This window comes from Bradyrhizobium genosp. L, from assembly GCF_015624485.1.
In the GTDB taxonomy this organism is placed as follows: domain Bacteria; phylum Pseudomonadota; class Alphaproteobacteria; order Rhizobiales; family Xanthobacteraceae; genus Bradyrhizobium.
In genome coordinates this window covers 489,665-503,852 of the sequence record NZ_CP061378.1, presented here as the reverse complement: position 1 = coordinate 503,852, position 14,188 = coordinate 489,665, and the positions used below count along the sequence as shown (strand labels likewise).

The following is a 14,188-nucleotide window of genomic DNA, read 5'->3' as shown; positions in this document are numbered from 1 at the left end:
GGACCAAGACGATGACCGTTCGCGCGGGCCGGGAATTTCTGGCCATCCCCGGGCCCACCACGATGCCGGATCGGGTGCTGCAGGCGATGCATCGCCCGGCGCTCGACATCTACTCGCCCGAGATGCTCGAGCTGACCGACAGCCTGCTGCGCGATCTCTCAAAACTGTTCGCGACCCAGGGCAAATCCTACGTCTACATCGCCAACGGTCACGGCGCCTGGGAGGCGACGCTCTCCAACGTGCTGTCGCGCGGCGACAAGGTGCTGGTGCTGGAGAGCGGCCGTTTCGCGATGGGTTGGGGCCAGGCCGCGGCTGCGATGGGCGCAGAGGTCGAGATCCTGAAGGGCGATTGGCGCCGCGCCATCCGACCGGCCGAGGTCGAGGAGCGGCTCAAGCGCGACAAGGATCACACCATCAAAGCGATCCTCGCGGTGCAGGTCGACACCGCGTCGGGCGTCTATAACGACGTCGAGGCGATCGGCAAGGCGATCAAGGCCGCCGGCCATCCGGCGCTGTTCATGGTCGACACCGTGGCCTCGCTCGGCTGCACGCCGTTCGAGATGGACAAATGGTACATCGACGTCGCGATGAGCGGCTCGCAAAAAGGGCTGATGACGCCGCCCGGCTTAGGCTTCGTCGCCGCCAACGACCGCGCCTGGGAAGCGCACAAGAAGGCCGATCTGCGCACGCCCTATTGGGACTGGACCGAGCGCGAGGGCTCGGAGCACTACCGCAAATATGCCGGCACCGCGCCGGTGCATCTGTTGTTCGCGCTGCGCGAAGCCATCAACATGCTGCAAGCCGAGGGTTTGGAGAACGCGTTCGAGCGTCATCGGCTGCTCGGCGAAGCGGTGCGCCGCGCGGTTGCGGTCTGGGCCGAGGGCCAGGTGATCGGCTTCAACATCGCCGAGCCTTCCGAACGTTCCAATACGGTGACGACCGTCACCGTGAAGGGCGCCGACCCCGCCGCGATCCAGCGCTACTGCAACGAGAAATGCGGCGTGGTGCTCGGCACCGGCATCGGCGATTTGCAAGGCCAGGCCTTCCGCATCGCCCATATGGGCCACGTCAACGCCCCGATGGTGCTCGGTACCCTCGGCGTCGTCGAAGTCGCGCTCAACGCGCTGAAGATCCCGCACGGCAAGGGCGGCACCGACGCCGCCGTGCAGTGGCTCGGGGAGAATGTGACGGCGTAGGGCTGGAAGCCGCGGTTAAAGGACCCGGCCTCCTCAGGATGACGGATTACGTGTTGACGCAACAGACATCCGGCATTTGCCCGTTGACCACGGCAAAGTTTGCTTCATCCTCAGTTCAAGCAAGCGCGCCAGGACCATCCTGATGGGTATCTTCGTCTACATGCTTCGCTGCACGGACGACTCCTTCTATATCGGCAGCGCCACAGGCGACGACCTCGCGCCGCGGATCGATCAGCATAATGCGGGAGCCTTCCCCGGCTATACTTACAACCGGCGCCCCGTTGTCCTCGTCTGGTCGGAACACTTCGATCGCATCACGGATGGGATCGCAGCGGAGCGGCAGATCAAGGGCTGGAGCCGGGCGAAGAAGGAAGCGCTGATAAAATCGGATTGGAGCACGGTGAGCCAACTGGCGCGTCGCCGCGCTGGCGCCCCGCGTACCAAAACTGACACAAATTGACATCCCTCTCCGTCATCCTGAGGTGCGAGCCCTTGCGAGCCTCGAAGGATGCGCGGCCCCGATGCAGCCGCGAAGAAAGAGCTTACGCGCTGCAACAGCCGGGCCGTCGATCCTTCGAGGCTCGCTTCGCGAGCGCCTCAGGATGACGGGACCACGTGAGCAGCATGACGGAGCGAAGAGGTGCTCCGACTTTTTGCGAGGGCAACAACACTTTCCGCCGTCATCATTTTCCGCTTTACTGCCGGCAACGGCCGGGCACTGATCCCTGCGACAATGTGAGATGGAGGGATCGCTTGGCGTCGGTGGAGTTGCGCGGGCTGCTCAAGCGGTTTGGCGCGTTTGTCGCGGTCGATGACGTCTCGCTCACGATCGATCATGGCCAGCTGGTGTGCCTGCTCGGACCGTCCGGCTGCGGCAAGACCACCACGCTGCGGCTGATCGCTGGGTTCCTCGAACCATCGGACGGCGAGATCAGGGTCGGTGACCGGCTGGTGTCGTCGAAAGCGCGCACGCTGCCGCCCGAGCAGCGCAACATGTCGATGATCTTCCAGAGCTACGCGCTGTGGCCGCACATGACGGTGGCGGAGAACATCGTCTACGGCTTGCGCTTGCGCAAAATGGACCGCGACACCATCGCCAAAAAACTCGCCGCGATCCTGGCGACGACCAAGCTGGAACCGCTGGCGCAGCGCTATCCCGGCGAGCTCTCCGGCGGCCAGCAGCAGCGCGTCGCGCTCGCGCGTGCACTGATCGTGGGCCCCGAGACGCTGTTGCTCGACGAGCCGCTGTCCAATCTCGATGCCAATCTGCGCGAGGAGATGCGCTTCGAGATCCGGCGGCTGCACGACGAATATCGCTACACGACCGTGTATGTCACGCACGATCAGTCCGAGGCGATGACCACCGCCGACCTGATCGCGGTGATGAACGCGGGCAAGATCGACCAGCTTGGCACGCCCGAAGACATTTACGCGCGGCCGGAATCCGAGTTCGTCGCGCGCTTCATCGGCGCCGCCAACGTGATCAAGGGCATCGCGCGCGACGAAAACCATGTCGACTTCGCCGGCGCGACGTTGCAGGTGGTCGGCGCAAAGCTCGTCAGCGGCCAGAGCGCGCCGGTCGCGATCCGTCAGCACGAGATCGAGCTTTCCACGCAATCGCCCACCGCACGCGAGAACACGATCAAGGCGACGGTGACCCGGCAGGTCTATCTCGGCATGTTCAGAGACTACATGGTCGAGACGGCCGACGGCACGTCGCTGCGCGTGACGACACCGGTGGAAACCGCCGTCGACAAGGGCAGCGATGTCTGGCTGACCCTGCCGCCCGCGCGCTGCCGAGCGCTCGGCCGATAATCTGGAGGACGCGATGCGGAAGCGAATGTCCAGACGCGGTGTCCTGAAAGGCTCGGCAGCGCTTGTGCTCGGCGCTGCGTTCGCTTCCCCGGCGCGCGCCGCCGCGCCTGCCCCGACCGCGATCACGCCCGACCTCGTCGCCGCCGCGACCAGGGAAGGCAAGCTCGTATTCTATTCGTCGATGGATCTGCCGGTCGGCGAAAAACTCGGCAAGGCGTTCGAGACGGCCTATCCCGGCATCGCCGTGCAGATCGAGCGCTCCGGCTCGGAGCGGCTGTTCCAGCGCGTCGCGCAGGAGTTCGATGCCAACATCCACGCCGCAGACGTCGTCAACAGCGCCGACGCCTCGCATTTCATTCCCTGGAAGAAGAGCGGCTGGCTGATGCCGTTCGTGCCCGAGGACGTCGCGAAATATTTTCCGGACAGCTATCGCGATCCGGACGGCATGGCCGTGACCACGCGGCTGTGGCTGTCGTCGATCGCCTACAACACCAATCTGGTGAAGGCCGAGGACGCGCCGAAGAGCTTTGCCGACCTGCTGGATCCGAAATGGGCCGGCAAGCTGGTGAAGGGCCACCCGGCCTACAGCGGCACCATCATGACCGCGACCTTCCAGCTCGTGCGCGAGCTCGGCTGGCCCTATCTGGAGAAATTGTCGAAGCAGCGCGTGATGCAGGTGCAGTCCTCGACCGATCCGCCGAAGAAGCTCTCGCTAGGCGAGCGCGCGGTGATGGCCGACGGCAATGAATACGGCATCGTGCTCTTGAAGGAGGCGGGCCAGCCGGTCGAGCCGGTGTATCCAGCCGAGGGCACGCCGACGATTTCAGGGCCAACCGGCATCTTCGCCGGCGCGCCGCATCCGAATGCGGCAAAGTTGTTCCAGGCCTGGCTGCACACCCGCGAGACCCAGCAATTCTTCGTCGACTTCACCGGGCAATATTCGCTGCATGCGCAGGTGCAACCGAAAGTGGGGCGCCGGAAGCTCGCCGACATCAAGCTGATGAAGGAGGACCCGGCGGGCGTGGAGGCGATGACGGAAGAGATCAAGACGCGTTATGCGCGGCTGTTTCGGGTGTAGGGGATGCGACACGCCCCCACACCCAGCGTCGTCATTCCGGGGCGCGCGCAGCGCGAGCCCGGAATCCATTTCACCACGGAACATGTGGCCCGATGGATTCCGGGCTCATCGCTTCGCGATGCCCCGGAATGACGAGGGAAGTGTAATCGCATGACGACAATCACCACCTCCCCTGCCCCTCGCCCCCGCATCGACTGGACACGGCCCGTGCTGTGGCTGTTCGCGGCCGTGCTCATGCTCCTCATCCTGCTGCCGCTGTCATGGCTCGCGGTCTACGCCTTCACCGACAAGAACCGCCATCCGACGCTTGCCAACTTCGTCACGCTGTTCAGCAACCCCGATTTCCTCGACCCGCTGCTGACCACCGCGATCATCGCGGTCACATCGGCGATGATCTGCTGCATTGTCGCAGCGCCGATCAGCTGGCTGGTGTCGCGCACCGACATGCCGGGACGGCAGACCATCCGCGCGCTGGTGACGGCATCGTTCGTGACGCCGCCGTTCCTCGGCGCGGTGGCCTGGGAGCTGCTGGCGGCGCCGAATTCCGGGCTGCTGAACCAACTCTACCGTCTGTTCGCCGGCGAGGATGCGGACGCGCTGTTCAACATCTATTCGATGACCGGGATCATCTTCGTGATCTCCTGCTACACGTTCCCGTTCGTGTTCGTGCTGGTGGCGAATGCGCTCGACACCATGCCGGGCGAGCTGGAGGATGCCTCCGCGATTCTCGGCGGCAATGCCTGGACCACGGCGCGGCGGGTGACGATCCCACTCGCACTGCCCGCACTCGTGGCGGGCGCGCTGATCGCCTTTTTGCAGGCGATGACGCTGTTCGGCTCGCCGGCGATCCTGGCGCTCCCGGCCGGTTTCCACACCATGACGACCAAGATCTGGAGCCTGTTCCAGTATCCGCCGAAGCTCGAGCTCGCCGCAGCCGCCGCCGTGCCGTTGCTGCTGCTGACCATGCTGCTGCTGCAGGGCCAAAAGGCCCTGCTCGGCCGTCGCAGCTATTCCGTGATCGGCGGCAAATATGGCGCGCCGCGCCGGGTGGAACTGAAGGGCTGGCGCTGGGCCGCACTCGGCTTCTGCCTCTTGGTGCTGCTCAACCCGGTGTTCCTGCCCTATCTGGCGCTGCTCAACGCCGCATTCTCGCCGAACGCCACCACGCTGGTGACGCCGTCGACGGCGACGCTGCACAACATCATCTTCGTGTTCACCGAGCTGTCGTCGACGCAGCTTGCATTGAAGAATACCGTGATCCTCGGCACCGCCACCGCGACGATCGGCACCATCCTCGCGCTCGTGATCGCCTATGTCACGACGCGGAAGGTGATCGCGGGCCATCGCGTGCTCGGTTTCCTCGCCACCGCGCCGGTCGCCGTTCCCGGCATCGTGCTCGGCGTCGGCCTGTTCCTGAGCTATACGCGGCCGCCCTTCGTGCTCTACGGCACGCTGTGGATCCTGCTGCTCGCCTTCCTCACCATCAATCTGCCGTCGGCCTACCAGCAATTGCAGGCGGCGTTCACGACCATCCATCCCGAGCTCGAGGAGGCCAGCCGCATCCTCGGCGCGACACGATTGCAGGCGCTGCGCCAGATCACCGCGCCCTTGCTGCGCACCGGCGTGATCGCGACCTGGTGCTTCATCTTCATCGGCGTAATGCGCGAGCTCTCGGCTGCGATCGTGCTGTTCACTTCGCAGACCAAGGTGCTGTCGGTCCTGATCTACGACCTCAACGAAGGCGGCGACCTAGCCGCGATCGCCGTGCTCGGCATCGCGATGCTGGTGATTACCTTTGCCGTCGTGCTGGCGGTGAACCAGATCCCGATGTCAGGCGGCACGGCGACCAAAGTGCGGAGCGGGTAGTCGTAATTCGTAGGGTGGGCAAAGCGAAGCGTGCCCACCTTCGAGTGACGTGCTCGTGATGGTGGGCACGCCGCGCTTTGCCCACCCTACGGAACGCTGCGTCCAGAGCACGGGACTGCCGTCTGGCAATCGCCGCATTCCTCCCGATATAAGGCGGTGTCCCCCGCACAATGAGGATCGCGTGACCAAACCCGCCACCAAGCCCCCTGTCGCGCCGCGCCGGCCGCATTCCTTCACCACCCACGGCATCACGGTGACCGACGACTATGCGTGGATCAAGGATCCGAACTGGCAGGAGGTGCTGCGCGATCCCGCGATTCTCGAGCCCGACATCCGCGCCTATCTGGAAGCCGAGAACGGCTACACCGAGAGCCTGCTCGGCCACACCGACGGCTTGCAGAAGCGGCTGGTCAAGGAGATGCGCGGGCGGATCAAGGAGGACGATTCCAGCGTGCCGTCGCCGGACGGCCCGTTCGCCTATTTCAGGAAATTCCGCGAGGGCGGCCAGCATGAGCTGTTCTGCCGCACGCCGCGCGACGGCGGCGACCATCACGTGGTGCTCGATGGCGATGCGCTGGCGGCGGACCACGACTATTTCAAGTTCGGCGGCAGCCGGCATTCCAACGATCACAGGCTGCACGCCTGGAGCGCCGACACCAAGGGCTCGGAGTATTTTTCGATCCGCGTGCGCGACTGGGCGACCGGCGGCGACCTCGAGGATATCGTCGAGGAGACCGATGGCGGCGTGGTCTGGGCCGCGGATTCCAAGAGCTTCTTCTACGTCAAGCTCGACGACAATCATCGCCCGATGCAGGTCTGGCGGCACAAGCTCGGCGCCAGGCAAGGCGACGACATCCTGATCTATGAGGAGCAGGATCCCGGCTGGTTCACCCATCTGCACGAGAGCGCGAGCGGCCGCTTCTGCGTCATCGCCGGCGGCGACCACGAGACCTCGGAGCAGCGGCTGATCGATCTCGCCGATCCGGACCTGCCGCCGCGTCTGGTCGCGGCACGCGAGGAAGGCGTGCAATATTCGATCGCCGATCGCGGCGATGCACTCTACATTCTCACCAATGCCGACGACGCCATCGACTTCAAGGTGGTGACGGCGCCGCTGGCGGCTCCCGATCGTGGCAACTGGCGCGACCTGATTCCGTATCGCGAGGGCGTCTACGTGCTCGATGTCGAGCTCTATGCCGGCCACATGGTGCGGCTGGAGCGCGCCAATGCGCTGCCTGCCATCATCATCCGCGACCTCGCGACCGGCGAGGAGCACGCCATCGCCTTCGACGAGGCGGCCTACTCGCTCGACACCATGGGCGGCTACGAGTTCGACACCACCAATCTGCGCTTCGCCTATTCGTCCATGACGACGCCGTCGGAGGTTTTCGACTACGACATGGCAAAGCGGACGCGGGTGTTGCGCAAGCGCCAGGAGATCCCCTCCGGCCACAACCCGGCCGCCTACGTCACCACCCGCATCATGGCGACCTCGCATGACGGCGCGCAGGTGCCGGTCTCGATGCTGCATCGCAAGGACTTTGTCCGCGACGGCAAGGCGCCGCTGCTGCTCTACGGCTACGGCTCCTACGGCATGGCGATGCCGGCGTCGTTCGCGGCCAACCGGCTGTCGCTGGTCGACCGCGGCTTCGTCTATGCGATCGCGCATATCCGCGGCGGCGCCGACAAGGGCTGGGGCTGGTATCTCGACGGCAAGCGCGAGAAGAAGACCAACAGCTTCGCCGATTTCGCCGCCGCCGGCCGCGCGCTGTGCGAAGCGAACTACACCAGTGCCAAACGCATCGTCGGCCATGGCGGCTCGGCCGGCGGCATGCTGATGGGCGCGGTCGCCAACCGTGACGGTGAGTTGTTCGCCGGCATCGTCGCCGAGGTGCCGTTCGTCGACGTGCTCAACACCATGCTCGACGACACCCTGCCGCTGACGCCGCCGGAATGGCCGGAATGGGGCAACCCGATCGAGAGCGAAAAGGATTTTCGCACCATCCTGTCCTACTCGCCCTACGACAACCTCGCGGCCAAGGACTATCCGGCGATCCTGGCGATGGGCGGGCTGACCGACCCGCGCGTGACCTATTGGGAGCCGGCGAAATGGATCGCCCGGCTGCGCGCCACCATGACCGGCGGCGGTCCGGTCCTGCTGCGCACCAACATGGGCGCCGGCCACGGCGGCGCGTCGGGGCGCTTCAACCGGCTGGATGAAGTCGCGATCGTCTACGCGTTCGCGCTGTGGGCGGTGGGGATAGCTGATAGAGCGGAGGTGTAGCCTCGTAGCCCGGATGAAGCGCAGCGAAATCCGGGACCATCGTGCCGCTTGCGAGAACCCCGGATTGCGCTTCGCTCCATCCGGGCTACGAAGCGCAGTTTGATTGGCACGTCCCCTCCCCATCGTCGTCCTGGCGAAAGCCAGGACCCATACCGCGTGATTTATCGAGTGCGGAGGTCGCAGTACCGCGGCAACCAACATAACTAGACTAGCAGTCTTCGCCAAACGTGTTCCTGTGGTTATGGGTCCTGGCTTTCGCCAGGACGACAGCTGGCTACCGTTCCTTCGTTTTTCGCCAGGCCGCAAAATCCTTCATCGTCTGCTCGTCCGTTGCCGGATAGAGCCCGAAGATGCCGCGGCCGTTCTGGACCTGCTCGGTGACGAAATCCTCGAACGCGGTCATCTCGAAGGTCTCACTGGCGATCTCGTCGGCGAGATGCGCGGGAATCACGATGACGCCGTCGGCATCGCCGAGGATCACGTCGCCGGGGAACACCGGCGCGTCGCCGCAGCCGATCGGCACGTTGATCTCGATCGCCTGATGCAGCGTCAAATTGGTCGGCGCGCTCGGGCGGTGGTGGAAGGCCGGGAAGCCGAGCCGTGCGATCTCGGCCGAGTCGCGAAAACCGCCGTCGGTGACGACGCCGGCGCAGCCGCGCTTCATCAGCCGCGTCACCAGGATCGCGCCGGCGGACGCTGCGCGCGCGTCCTTGCGGCTGTCCATCACCAGCACGGCGCCGACCGGGCAGTCCTCGATCGCCTTGCGCTGCGGATGCGCGCGGTCGCGGAAGACGTCGATCGTGTTGAGATCCTCGCGCGCCGGCATGTAGCGCAGCGTGAAGGCCTCCCCGACCATGGTCGGCTGGTCGGCGCTCAGAGGATGCACATCCTGAACCATCTGAATGCGCAAGCCGCGCTTGAACAGCGCGGTGGCGACGGTGGCGGTGGAGACGGATTTCAGCCTGTTGCGGGTGGTGTCGCTGAGTTTTGACATTGGTGCTCTGCTCTCTCCTTTCGTCATTCCGGGATGCGCCGAAGGCGCAGGCCCGGAATCCATCAAGCCGCATGTGTCATGGCAAAATGGATTCCGGGCTCATCGCTTCGCGATGCCCCGGAATGACGGATGACTAGTAAATCGACGGCTCTCCGACCGGCTTGCCAAAGCCGGTCTCGAGGAAATCGAAGTCGCAGCCCTCATTGGCCTGCTTGATGTGTTTCGAGAACATCCAGCCATAGCCGCGCTCGAAGCGCCGCTCCGGCTGCTTCCATTCCGCGCGACGCTTTGCCAATTCGGCCTCCGACACATCGAGATTGATGGTGCGCGCGGCGACATCGAGGGTGATGCGGTCGCCGTTCCGCACCAGCGCCAGCGGGCCGCCGATATAGGCTTCCGGCGAGACGTGCAGGATGCAGGCGCCGTAGCTGGTGCCGCTCATCCGCGCGTCCGACAGCCGCACCATGTCGCGCACGCCCTGCTTCACGAGCTTGGTCGGGATCGGCAGCATGCCCCATTCGGGCATGCCCGGGCCGCCCTGCGGGCCGGCATTGCGCAGGATCAGCACGTGATCGGCCGTGACGTCGAGATCGGGATCATCGACCGCCTTCTTCATGTCAGGATAATCGTCGAACACCAGCGCCGGACCGGTGTGCTTGAGGAAGCGCGGATCGCAGGCAGACGGCTTGATCACGCAGCCGTCGGGCGCGAGGTTGCCCTTCAGCACCGCGAGCGCGCCCTCCTTGTAGATCGGATTCTGGACGGTGCGGATGACGTCGTCATTGTGGACCTCGGCGCCGGCGATGTTCTCGCCGAGAGTCTTGCCGGTCACCGTGATGCAGTCGAGATGCAGATGCTCTTTGATCCGGCTCATCAGGCCGGGCAGCCCGCCGGCATAGAAGAAATCCTCCATCAGATAGAGGTCGCCGCTCGGCCGTACATTGGCGATCACGGGCACCTTGCGGCTCGCGATCTCGAAATCATCGAGCGAGATGTCCTGGCCGGCGCGGCGCGCCTGCGCGATCAGATGAATGATCGCATTGGTCGAGCAGCCCATCGCCATCGCGACCGTGATCGCGTTCTGATAGGCTCTGCGGGTCTGGATCTTCTGCGGCGTCAGATCCTCCCACACCATCTCGACGATGCGGCGTCCGGCCTCCGAGCTCATGCGGATGTGGTTGGCGTCGGCCGCCGGGATCGAGGAGGCGCCGGGCAGTGTCATGCCGATCGCTTCCGCGATCGCGGTCATGGTCGAAGCCGTGCCCATGGTCATGCAGGTGCCGTAGCTGCGCGCGATGCCGGCCTCCATGTCGACCCAGTCTTTGTCGGAGATTTTCCCTGCGCGACGCTCATCCCAGTATTTCCAGGCGTCGGAGCCTGAGCCCAGCGTCCTGCCCTTCCAGTTGCCGCGCAGCATCGGCCCGGCCGGCAGATAGATCGCGGGCAGGTTCATGCTGGTGGCGCCTAACAGCAGTCCCGGCGTGGTCTTGTCACAGCCGCCCATCAGCACGACGCCGTCGACGGGGTGGCCGCGCAGCAATTCCTCGGCGTCCATCGCCAGCATGTTGCGGTAGAGCATCGTGGTCGGCTTCAGCAGCGATTCCGACAGCGACAGCGCCGGCAGCTCGATCGGAAAGCCGCCGGCCATCAGCACGCCGCGCTTGACGTCGTCGACCCGGCTCTTGAAGTGCATGTGGCAGGGTTGCGCGTCCGACCAGGTGTTGAGGATCGCGATCACCGGCCGGTCGCGCCACTCCTCCGGCGCGTAGCCCATCTGCATCGCGCGCGAGCGATGGCCGAAGGCCCTGAGATCGTCGGGCGCAAACCAGCGCGCGCTGCGCAGTTGATCGGGAGTCTTGTTCTTGCTCGTCATGGAGGCCCCATGTTTCCCGGGATCGTTCTTGGTGAGATCGCTTCGCCCGCATATGCCCTGCGTCGTGCATATACTCGATTTCTGCGAGCGTCGTCCCGCGCGCGGAGCGCAGATGTCGCGCCGGCTGCCCGCGCGTTTCGCAGAACGGAATTCGCCGCAACGAAAGTCAGGCTCTGATCTTCAGGCTCTGATCTTCAGGCTTGGCGCTGCGCCGTCATCACGATGCGGACGAGATCGGCGGCGTTGCGCGCGCCGAGCTTCTTCATGATGTTGGCGCGATGGTCCTCGATCGTGCGCGGGCTGATGCCGAGCTGCCGCCCGGCTTCCTTGTTGGAGGCGCCGGCGGTGAACTGCTCGAGCACCTCGCGCTCCCTGCGCGTCAAGGGTTCGCGGCCGGGGAAGTGCAGGGCGGCGATGCGCGACGCCGAGCTCTCGCTGCGGCGCCTGGTGTAGGCGTCGATCGCCTCGTTCAGCCGGCTGACGATCTCGTTGCCGCGGAACGGTTTCTCGATGAAATCCAGCGCGCCGTTCTTGATGGCGCTGACCGCCATTGCGATGTCGCCCTGCCCCGAGATCATGAAGATCGGCGCCGGATAATCCTCGCCGTGAAGTTCTCGCAGGATATCGAGGCCGGATTTTCCGGGAATATGCACGTCGAGCAGGATGCAGGCCGGCGTCCTGGAGCGCGCGACGGAGAGCAGCGCGGCGCCATCTGCAAAGCAGATCACCTTGTAGCCGGCTGTCGACAGAACGACTGACAGCGTCTCGCGAACGGCAGGATCGTCGTCGACTACGAAAATCTCCCCGCGGGGAGCCCCACTCTCAGCCATATGCATCGTCCATCAGTCGTAAGCGTGCCCGCTTTGACCGCACAACAAGATATCTCTCGAAGGCATTGATCAAAGGACCCGTATTTGTACGGGACGCCAGCTTAACGCACAAGTAGCACCGCACTCCATAAAAATGGGGGCAGTGGAGAAAACATGCATGATCAATGCAGCGGCGGACTACGTTGCGGTGTGCTCTGACGAAGGCAGCGACCCCCACGCCCTGATCGTGACCGACCTGGTGGCCTTGATCGGGCATGTCCAGACCAGCCTGCGGTTGATCGAGGCGGCGATTGCCCGCGAAGCATTGCTCACCGAGCAGGACACCGAGAGCAGCATCCTCATCCTGGACGATATTACCCCGCGCTACATCGCAGCGTTCACGGCGCTGAAGACCTGCGGCGCAGGCCTCGGGGTCGCGCTGGACAGCTTGCGCGAATCCGAAGCGCCGGCGCGCGTGCTGAACTGAGCCGCCGCACTGCAAACTTTGGCACCGCAAACTTGCCGTGAGCCGATCCATGGGGCCGCCGGTCCTTGGGCCGTTGGCCGTCATCGCGCCCGATCACGGCAGAACAACGCAGCCGCCGATCTGTTCCTCAGGTATCGCCTCTGATGATGTCGGATTTCGGCGTGACGCCGGTCAGGCCACGATCCGTTCGGTCTCACCCGCGGCCGGCCGCTTCCTGCCCGGCTTGCCCTTGAGGAAGGTGATGTCCATCTCGGTGCCGTTGACGCGCACCAGCTCGCAGCGGCGATAGGCCAGCCCGGTCGACGACAGCAGCAGGAAGAATTCCTTCAGATTGAGCCCCTGGATGGAACCCTCGACCGTGAGGGCGGCGTCATTGTCCGAGACGGCGTTGAGCACGCAGTCGCGCCGCCAGGTACCGTCGATCGCCATGATGCAGACGTCGAAGCCCCGGCTGAAGGTGACGCGCTCGACGAGCCTGCCGCCGTCCTCGGTCATTGCTCAAAACCCCGCCACCGCGGCGATCCTGGGCATCGCAGCACCGGCGCCCCGCACTCCGCTCGGCCGGTACAGGCCGCGGCGGTCGGCGACAGGCTTGAAGGTGTCGGTCAGGCCGACCACCGTCTCGGCAGCGCCGAGCACCAGGAAGCCGTCGGCCTCCATCGATCGTGCCAGACGGTTGAAGACGTTGATCTTGGTGTCCTGGTCGAAATAGATCAGCACGTTGCGGCAGAAGATCACGTCGAAGGTGCCGAGCTGCGAAAAATCGTGCAGCAGATTGAGCTGGCGGTGCTGCACCATCGCGCGCAATTCCGGATTGACCTGCCAGAATTCTCCGGTCTGCTTGAAGTGCTTGACCAGCATCTGGATCGGCAGTCCGCGCTGCACCTCGAACTGGCTGTAGATGCCGGCCTTCGCCTTCTCCAGCACCTCCTGCGACAGATCGGTCGCTGTTATCTCGACCCGCCAGCCGGCGAGCGCGGCGGCCATCTCCTTCAGGCACATCGCCAGCGAATAAGGCTCCTGGCCGGTCGAGCCGGCAGCGCACCAGATCCGAATGCTGCGCCGCGCAGCGCGCGCCTTCAGCACGTTGGGCATGATGGTGTCGCGGAAATGATCGAACGGGACCTTGTCGCGGAAGAAGAAGGTCTCGTTGGTGGTCATCGCCTCGACCGCCTGGACGATGTGCTGGGACGAGCCGGCCCGCATTTTCGCCAACAGGTCGGGGATGCCGGCGAGGCCGCATTTGCGCGCCAGCGGCAGCAGGCGGCTCTCGATCAGATATTGCTTGTCCGAGGACAGATCGAGACCGGAATGGTCCTTGAACAGCTTACGCAGATACTCGTAGTCAGGGGGCGTCACAGGAGCCTCGCAGCGGCAAAGGGTGGAATTGCTTCAGGCTTCGGTCGCGTCGAGCGCGAGCAGGCCCACTTCCTGGAATTTTGCGACGACAATGTCCTTGTCGAACGGCTTCATGATGTACTCGTTGGCGCCGGCATGCAGCGCGCGCGAGATATGGTCGATGCCGTTCTCGGTGGTGCAGAACACCACTTTCGGCGCATCGCCACCGGGCATGCGGCGCAGCTGGACCAGGAATTCGAAGCCGTCCATCACCGGCATGTTCCAGTCGAGCAGCACGGCGTCAGGCAGCGCGCGCTTGCACGCCTCGAGCGCCTTCTCGCCGTCTTCGGCTTCGATGACGGTGAAATGAACTCCCTCGAGGATGCGGCGGGCGATCTTGCGCACCACACCGGAATCATCGACGACAAGACATGTCTTCATGTGTTGG

At 64.8% G+C, this 14,188-nt stretch carries 13 protein-coding genes; 7 read left to right on the top strand and 6 right to left on the bottom strand.

Annotation, left to right across the window (positions count from 1 at the left end; all coding sequences use genetic code 11):
* The first annotated feature begins 11 nt into the window (after positions 1 to 11).
* The 6 genes from IC762_RS02370 to IC762_RS02345 all read left to right on the top strand — a co-directional run bounded on the left by IC762_RS02370 (position 12) and on the right by IC762_RS02345 (position 8,239).
* Positions 12 to 1,196: a pyridoxal-phosphate-dependent aminotransferase family protein gene (locus tag IC762_RS02370; protein ID WP_195787060.1), complete on the top strand. Its 1,185-nt coding sequence runs from the start codon at positions 12 to 14 to the stop codon at positions 1,194 to 1,196.
* 142 nt (positions 1,197 to 1,338) lie between these two features.
* A complete protein-coding gene (locus IC762_RS02365) occupies positions 1,339 to 1,656 on the top strand; it encodes a GIY-YIG nuclease family protein (RefSeq protein WP_195787059.1) in 318 nt (105 codons plus the stop codon).
* Positions 1,657 to 1,958: 302 nt separating this feature from the next.
* Complete coding sequence (locus IC762_RS02360; RefSeq protein ID WP_246801755.1) at positions 1,959 to 3,011, top strand: ABC transporter ATP-binding protein; 1,053 nt, start codon at positions 1,959 to 1,961, stop codon at positions 3,009 to 3,011.
* 25 nt (positions 3,012 to 3,036) lie between these two features.
* Positions 3,037 to 4,089 carry an ABC transporter substrate-binding protein gene (locus IC762_RS02355; protein ID WP_246801399.1) on the top strand — a complete coding sequence of 351 codons (1,053 nt, stop codon included), beginning with the start codon at positions 3,037 to 3,039 and terminating at the stop codon, positions 4,087 to 4,089.
* 150 nt (positions 4,090 to 4,239) lie between these two features.
* Complete coding sequence (locus IC762_RS02350) at positions 4,240 to 5,955, top strand: ABC transporter permease (protein WP_195787056.1); 1,716 nt, start codon at positions 4,240 to 4,242, stop codon at positions 5,953 to 5,955.
* Between the two features lie 181 nt (positions 5,956 to 6,136).
* On the top strand, positions 6,137 to 8,239 hold the full coding sequence (locus IC762_RS02345) for a S9 family peptidase (RefSeq protein ID WP_195787055.1): 2,103 nt from the start codon (positions 6,137 to 6,139) through the stop codon (positions 8,237 to 8,239).
* Between the two features lie 274 nt (positions 8,240 to 8,513).
* On the opposite strand, the gene IC762_RS02340 is transcribed toward IC762_RS02345, so the two are convergent.
* The 3 genes from IC762_RS02340 to IC762_RS02330 all read right to left on the bottom strand — a co-directional run bounded on the left by IC762_RS02340 (position 8,514) and on the right by IC762_RS02330 (position 11,936).
* Positions 8,514 to 9,233 carry a ribonuclease activity regulator RraA gene (locus tag IC762_RS02340; RefSeq protein WP_195787054.1) on the bottom strand — a complete coding sequence of 240 codons (720 nt, stop codon included), beginning with the start codon at positions 9,231 to 9,233 and terminating at the stop codon, positions 8,514 to 8,516.
* A 133-nt stretch (positions 9,234 to 9,366) separates the two neighbouring features.
* The gene (gene araD / locus IC762_RS02335) at positions 9,367 to 11,106 is read right to left on the bottom strand and encodes an L-arabinonate dehydratase (RefSeq protein ID WP_195787053.1); all 1,740 of its coding nucleotides are present in this window, start codon (positions 11,104 to 11,106) and stop codon (positions 9,367 to 9,369) included.
* 194 nt (positions 11,107 to 11,300) lie between these two features.
* Positions 11,301 to 11,936 (bottom strand): response regulator transcription factor, encoded by a 636-nt coding sequence (locus IC762_RS02330; protein ID WP_195787052.1) that lies wholly within the window; start codon positions 11,934 to 11,936, stop codon positions 11,301 to 11,303.
* 157 nt (positions 11,937 to 12,093) lie between these two features.
* Here IC762_RS02330 and IC762_RS02325 point away from each other — a divergent pair, with 157 nt between their 5' ends.
* The gene (locus tag IC762_RS02325; protein WP_195787051.1) at positions 12,094 to 12,402 is read left to right on the top strand and encodes a hypothetical protein; all 309 of its coding nucleotides are present in this window, start codon (positions 12,094 to 12,096) and stop codon (positions 12,400 to 12,402) included.
* A gap of 171 nt (positions 12,403 to 12,573) precedes the next feature.
* Here IC762_RS02325 and IC762_RS02320 read toward each other — a convergent pair whose 3' ends face one another.
* From IC762_RS02320 to IC762_RS02310, 3 genes are read right to left on the bottom strand one after another with little or no spacing between them, the layout of a single operon-like run.
* A complete protein-coding gene (locus IC762_RS02320; protein ID WP_195787050.1) occupies positions 12,574 to 12,897 on the bottom strand; it encodes a PilZ domain-containing protein in 324 nt (107 codons plus the stop codon).
* 3 nt (positions 12,898 to 12,900) lie between these two features.
* Positions 12,901 to 13,761 (bottom strand): CheR family methyltransferase, encoded by an 861-nt coding sequence (locus tag IC762_RS02315; RefSeq protein WP_195787049.1) that lies wholly within the window; start codon positions 13,759 to 13,761, stop codon positions 12,901 to 12,903.
* 33 nt (positions 13,762 to 13,794) lie between these two features.
* Entirely contained in the window at positions 13,795 to 14,181 is a 387-nt protein-coding gene (locus IC762_RS02310) for a response regulator (RefSeq protein WP_195787048.1), read from the bottom strand.
* Positions 14,182 to 14,188 lie beyond the last annotated feature (7 nt).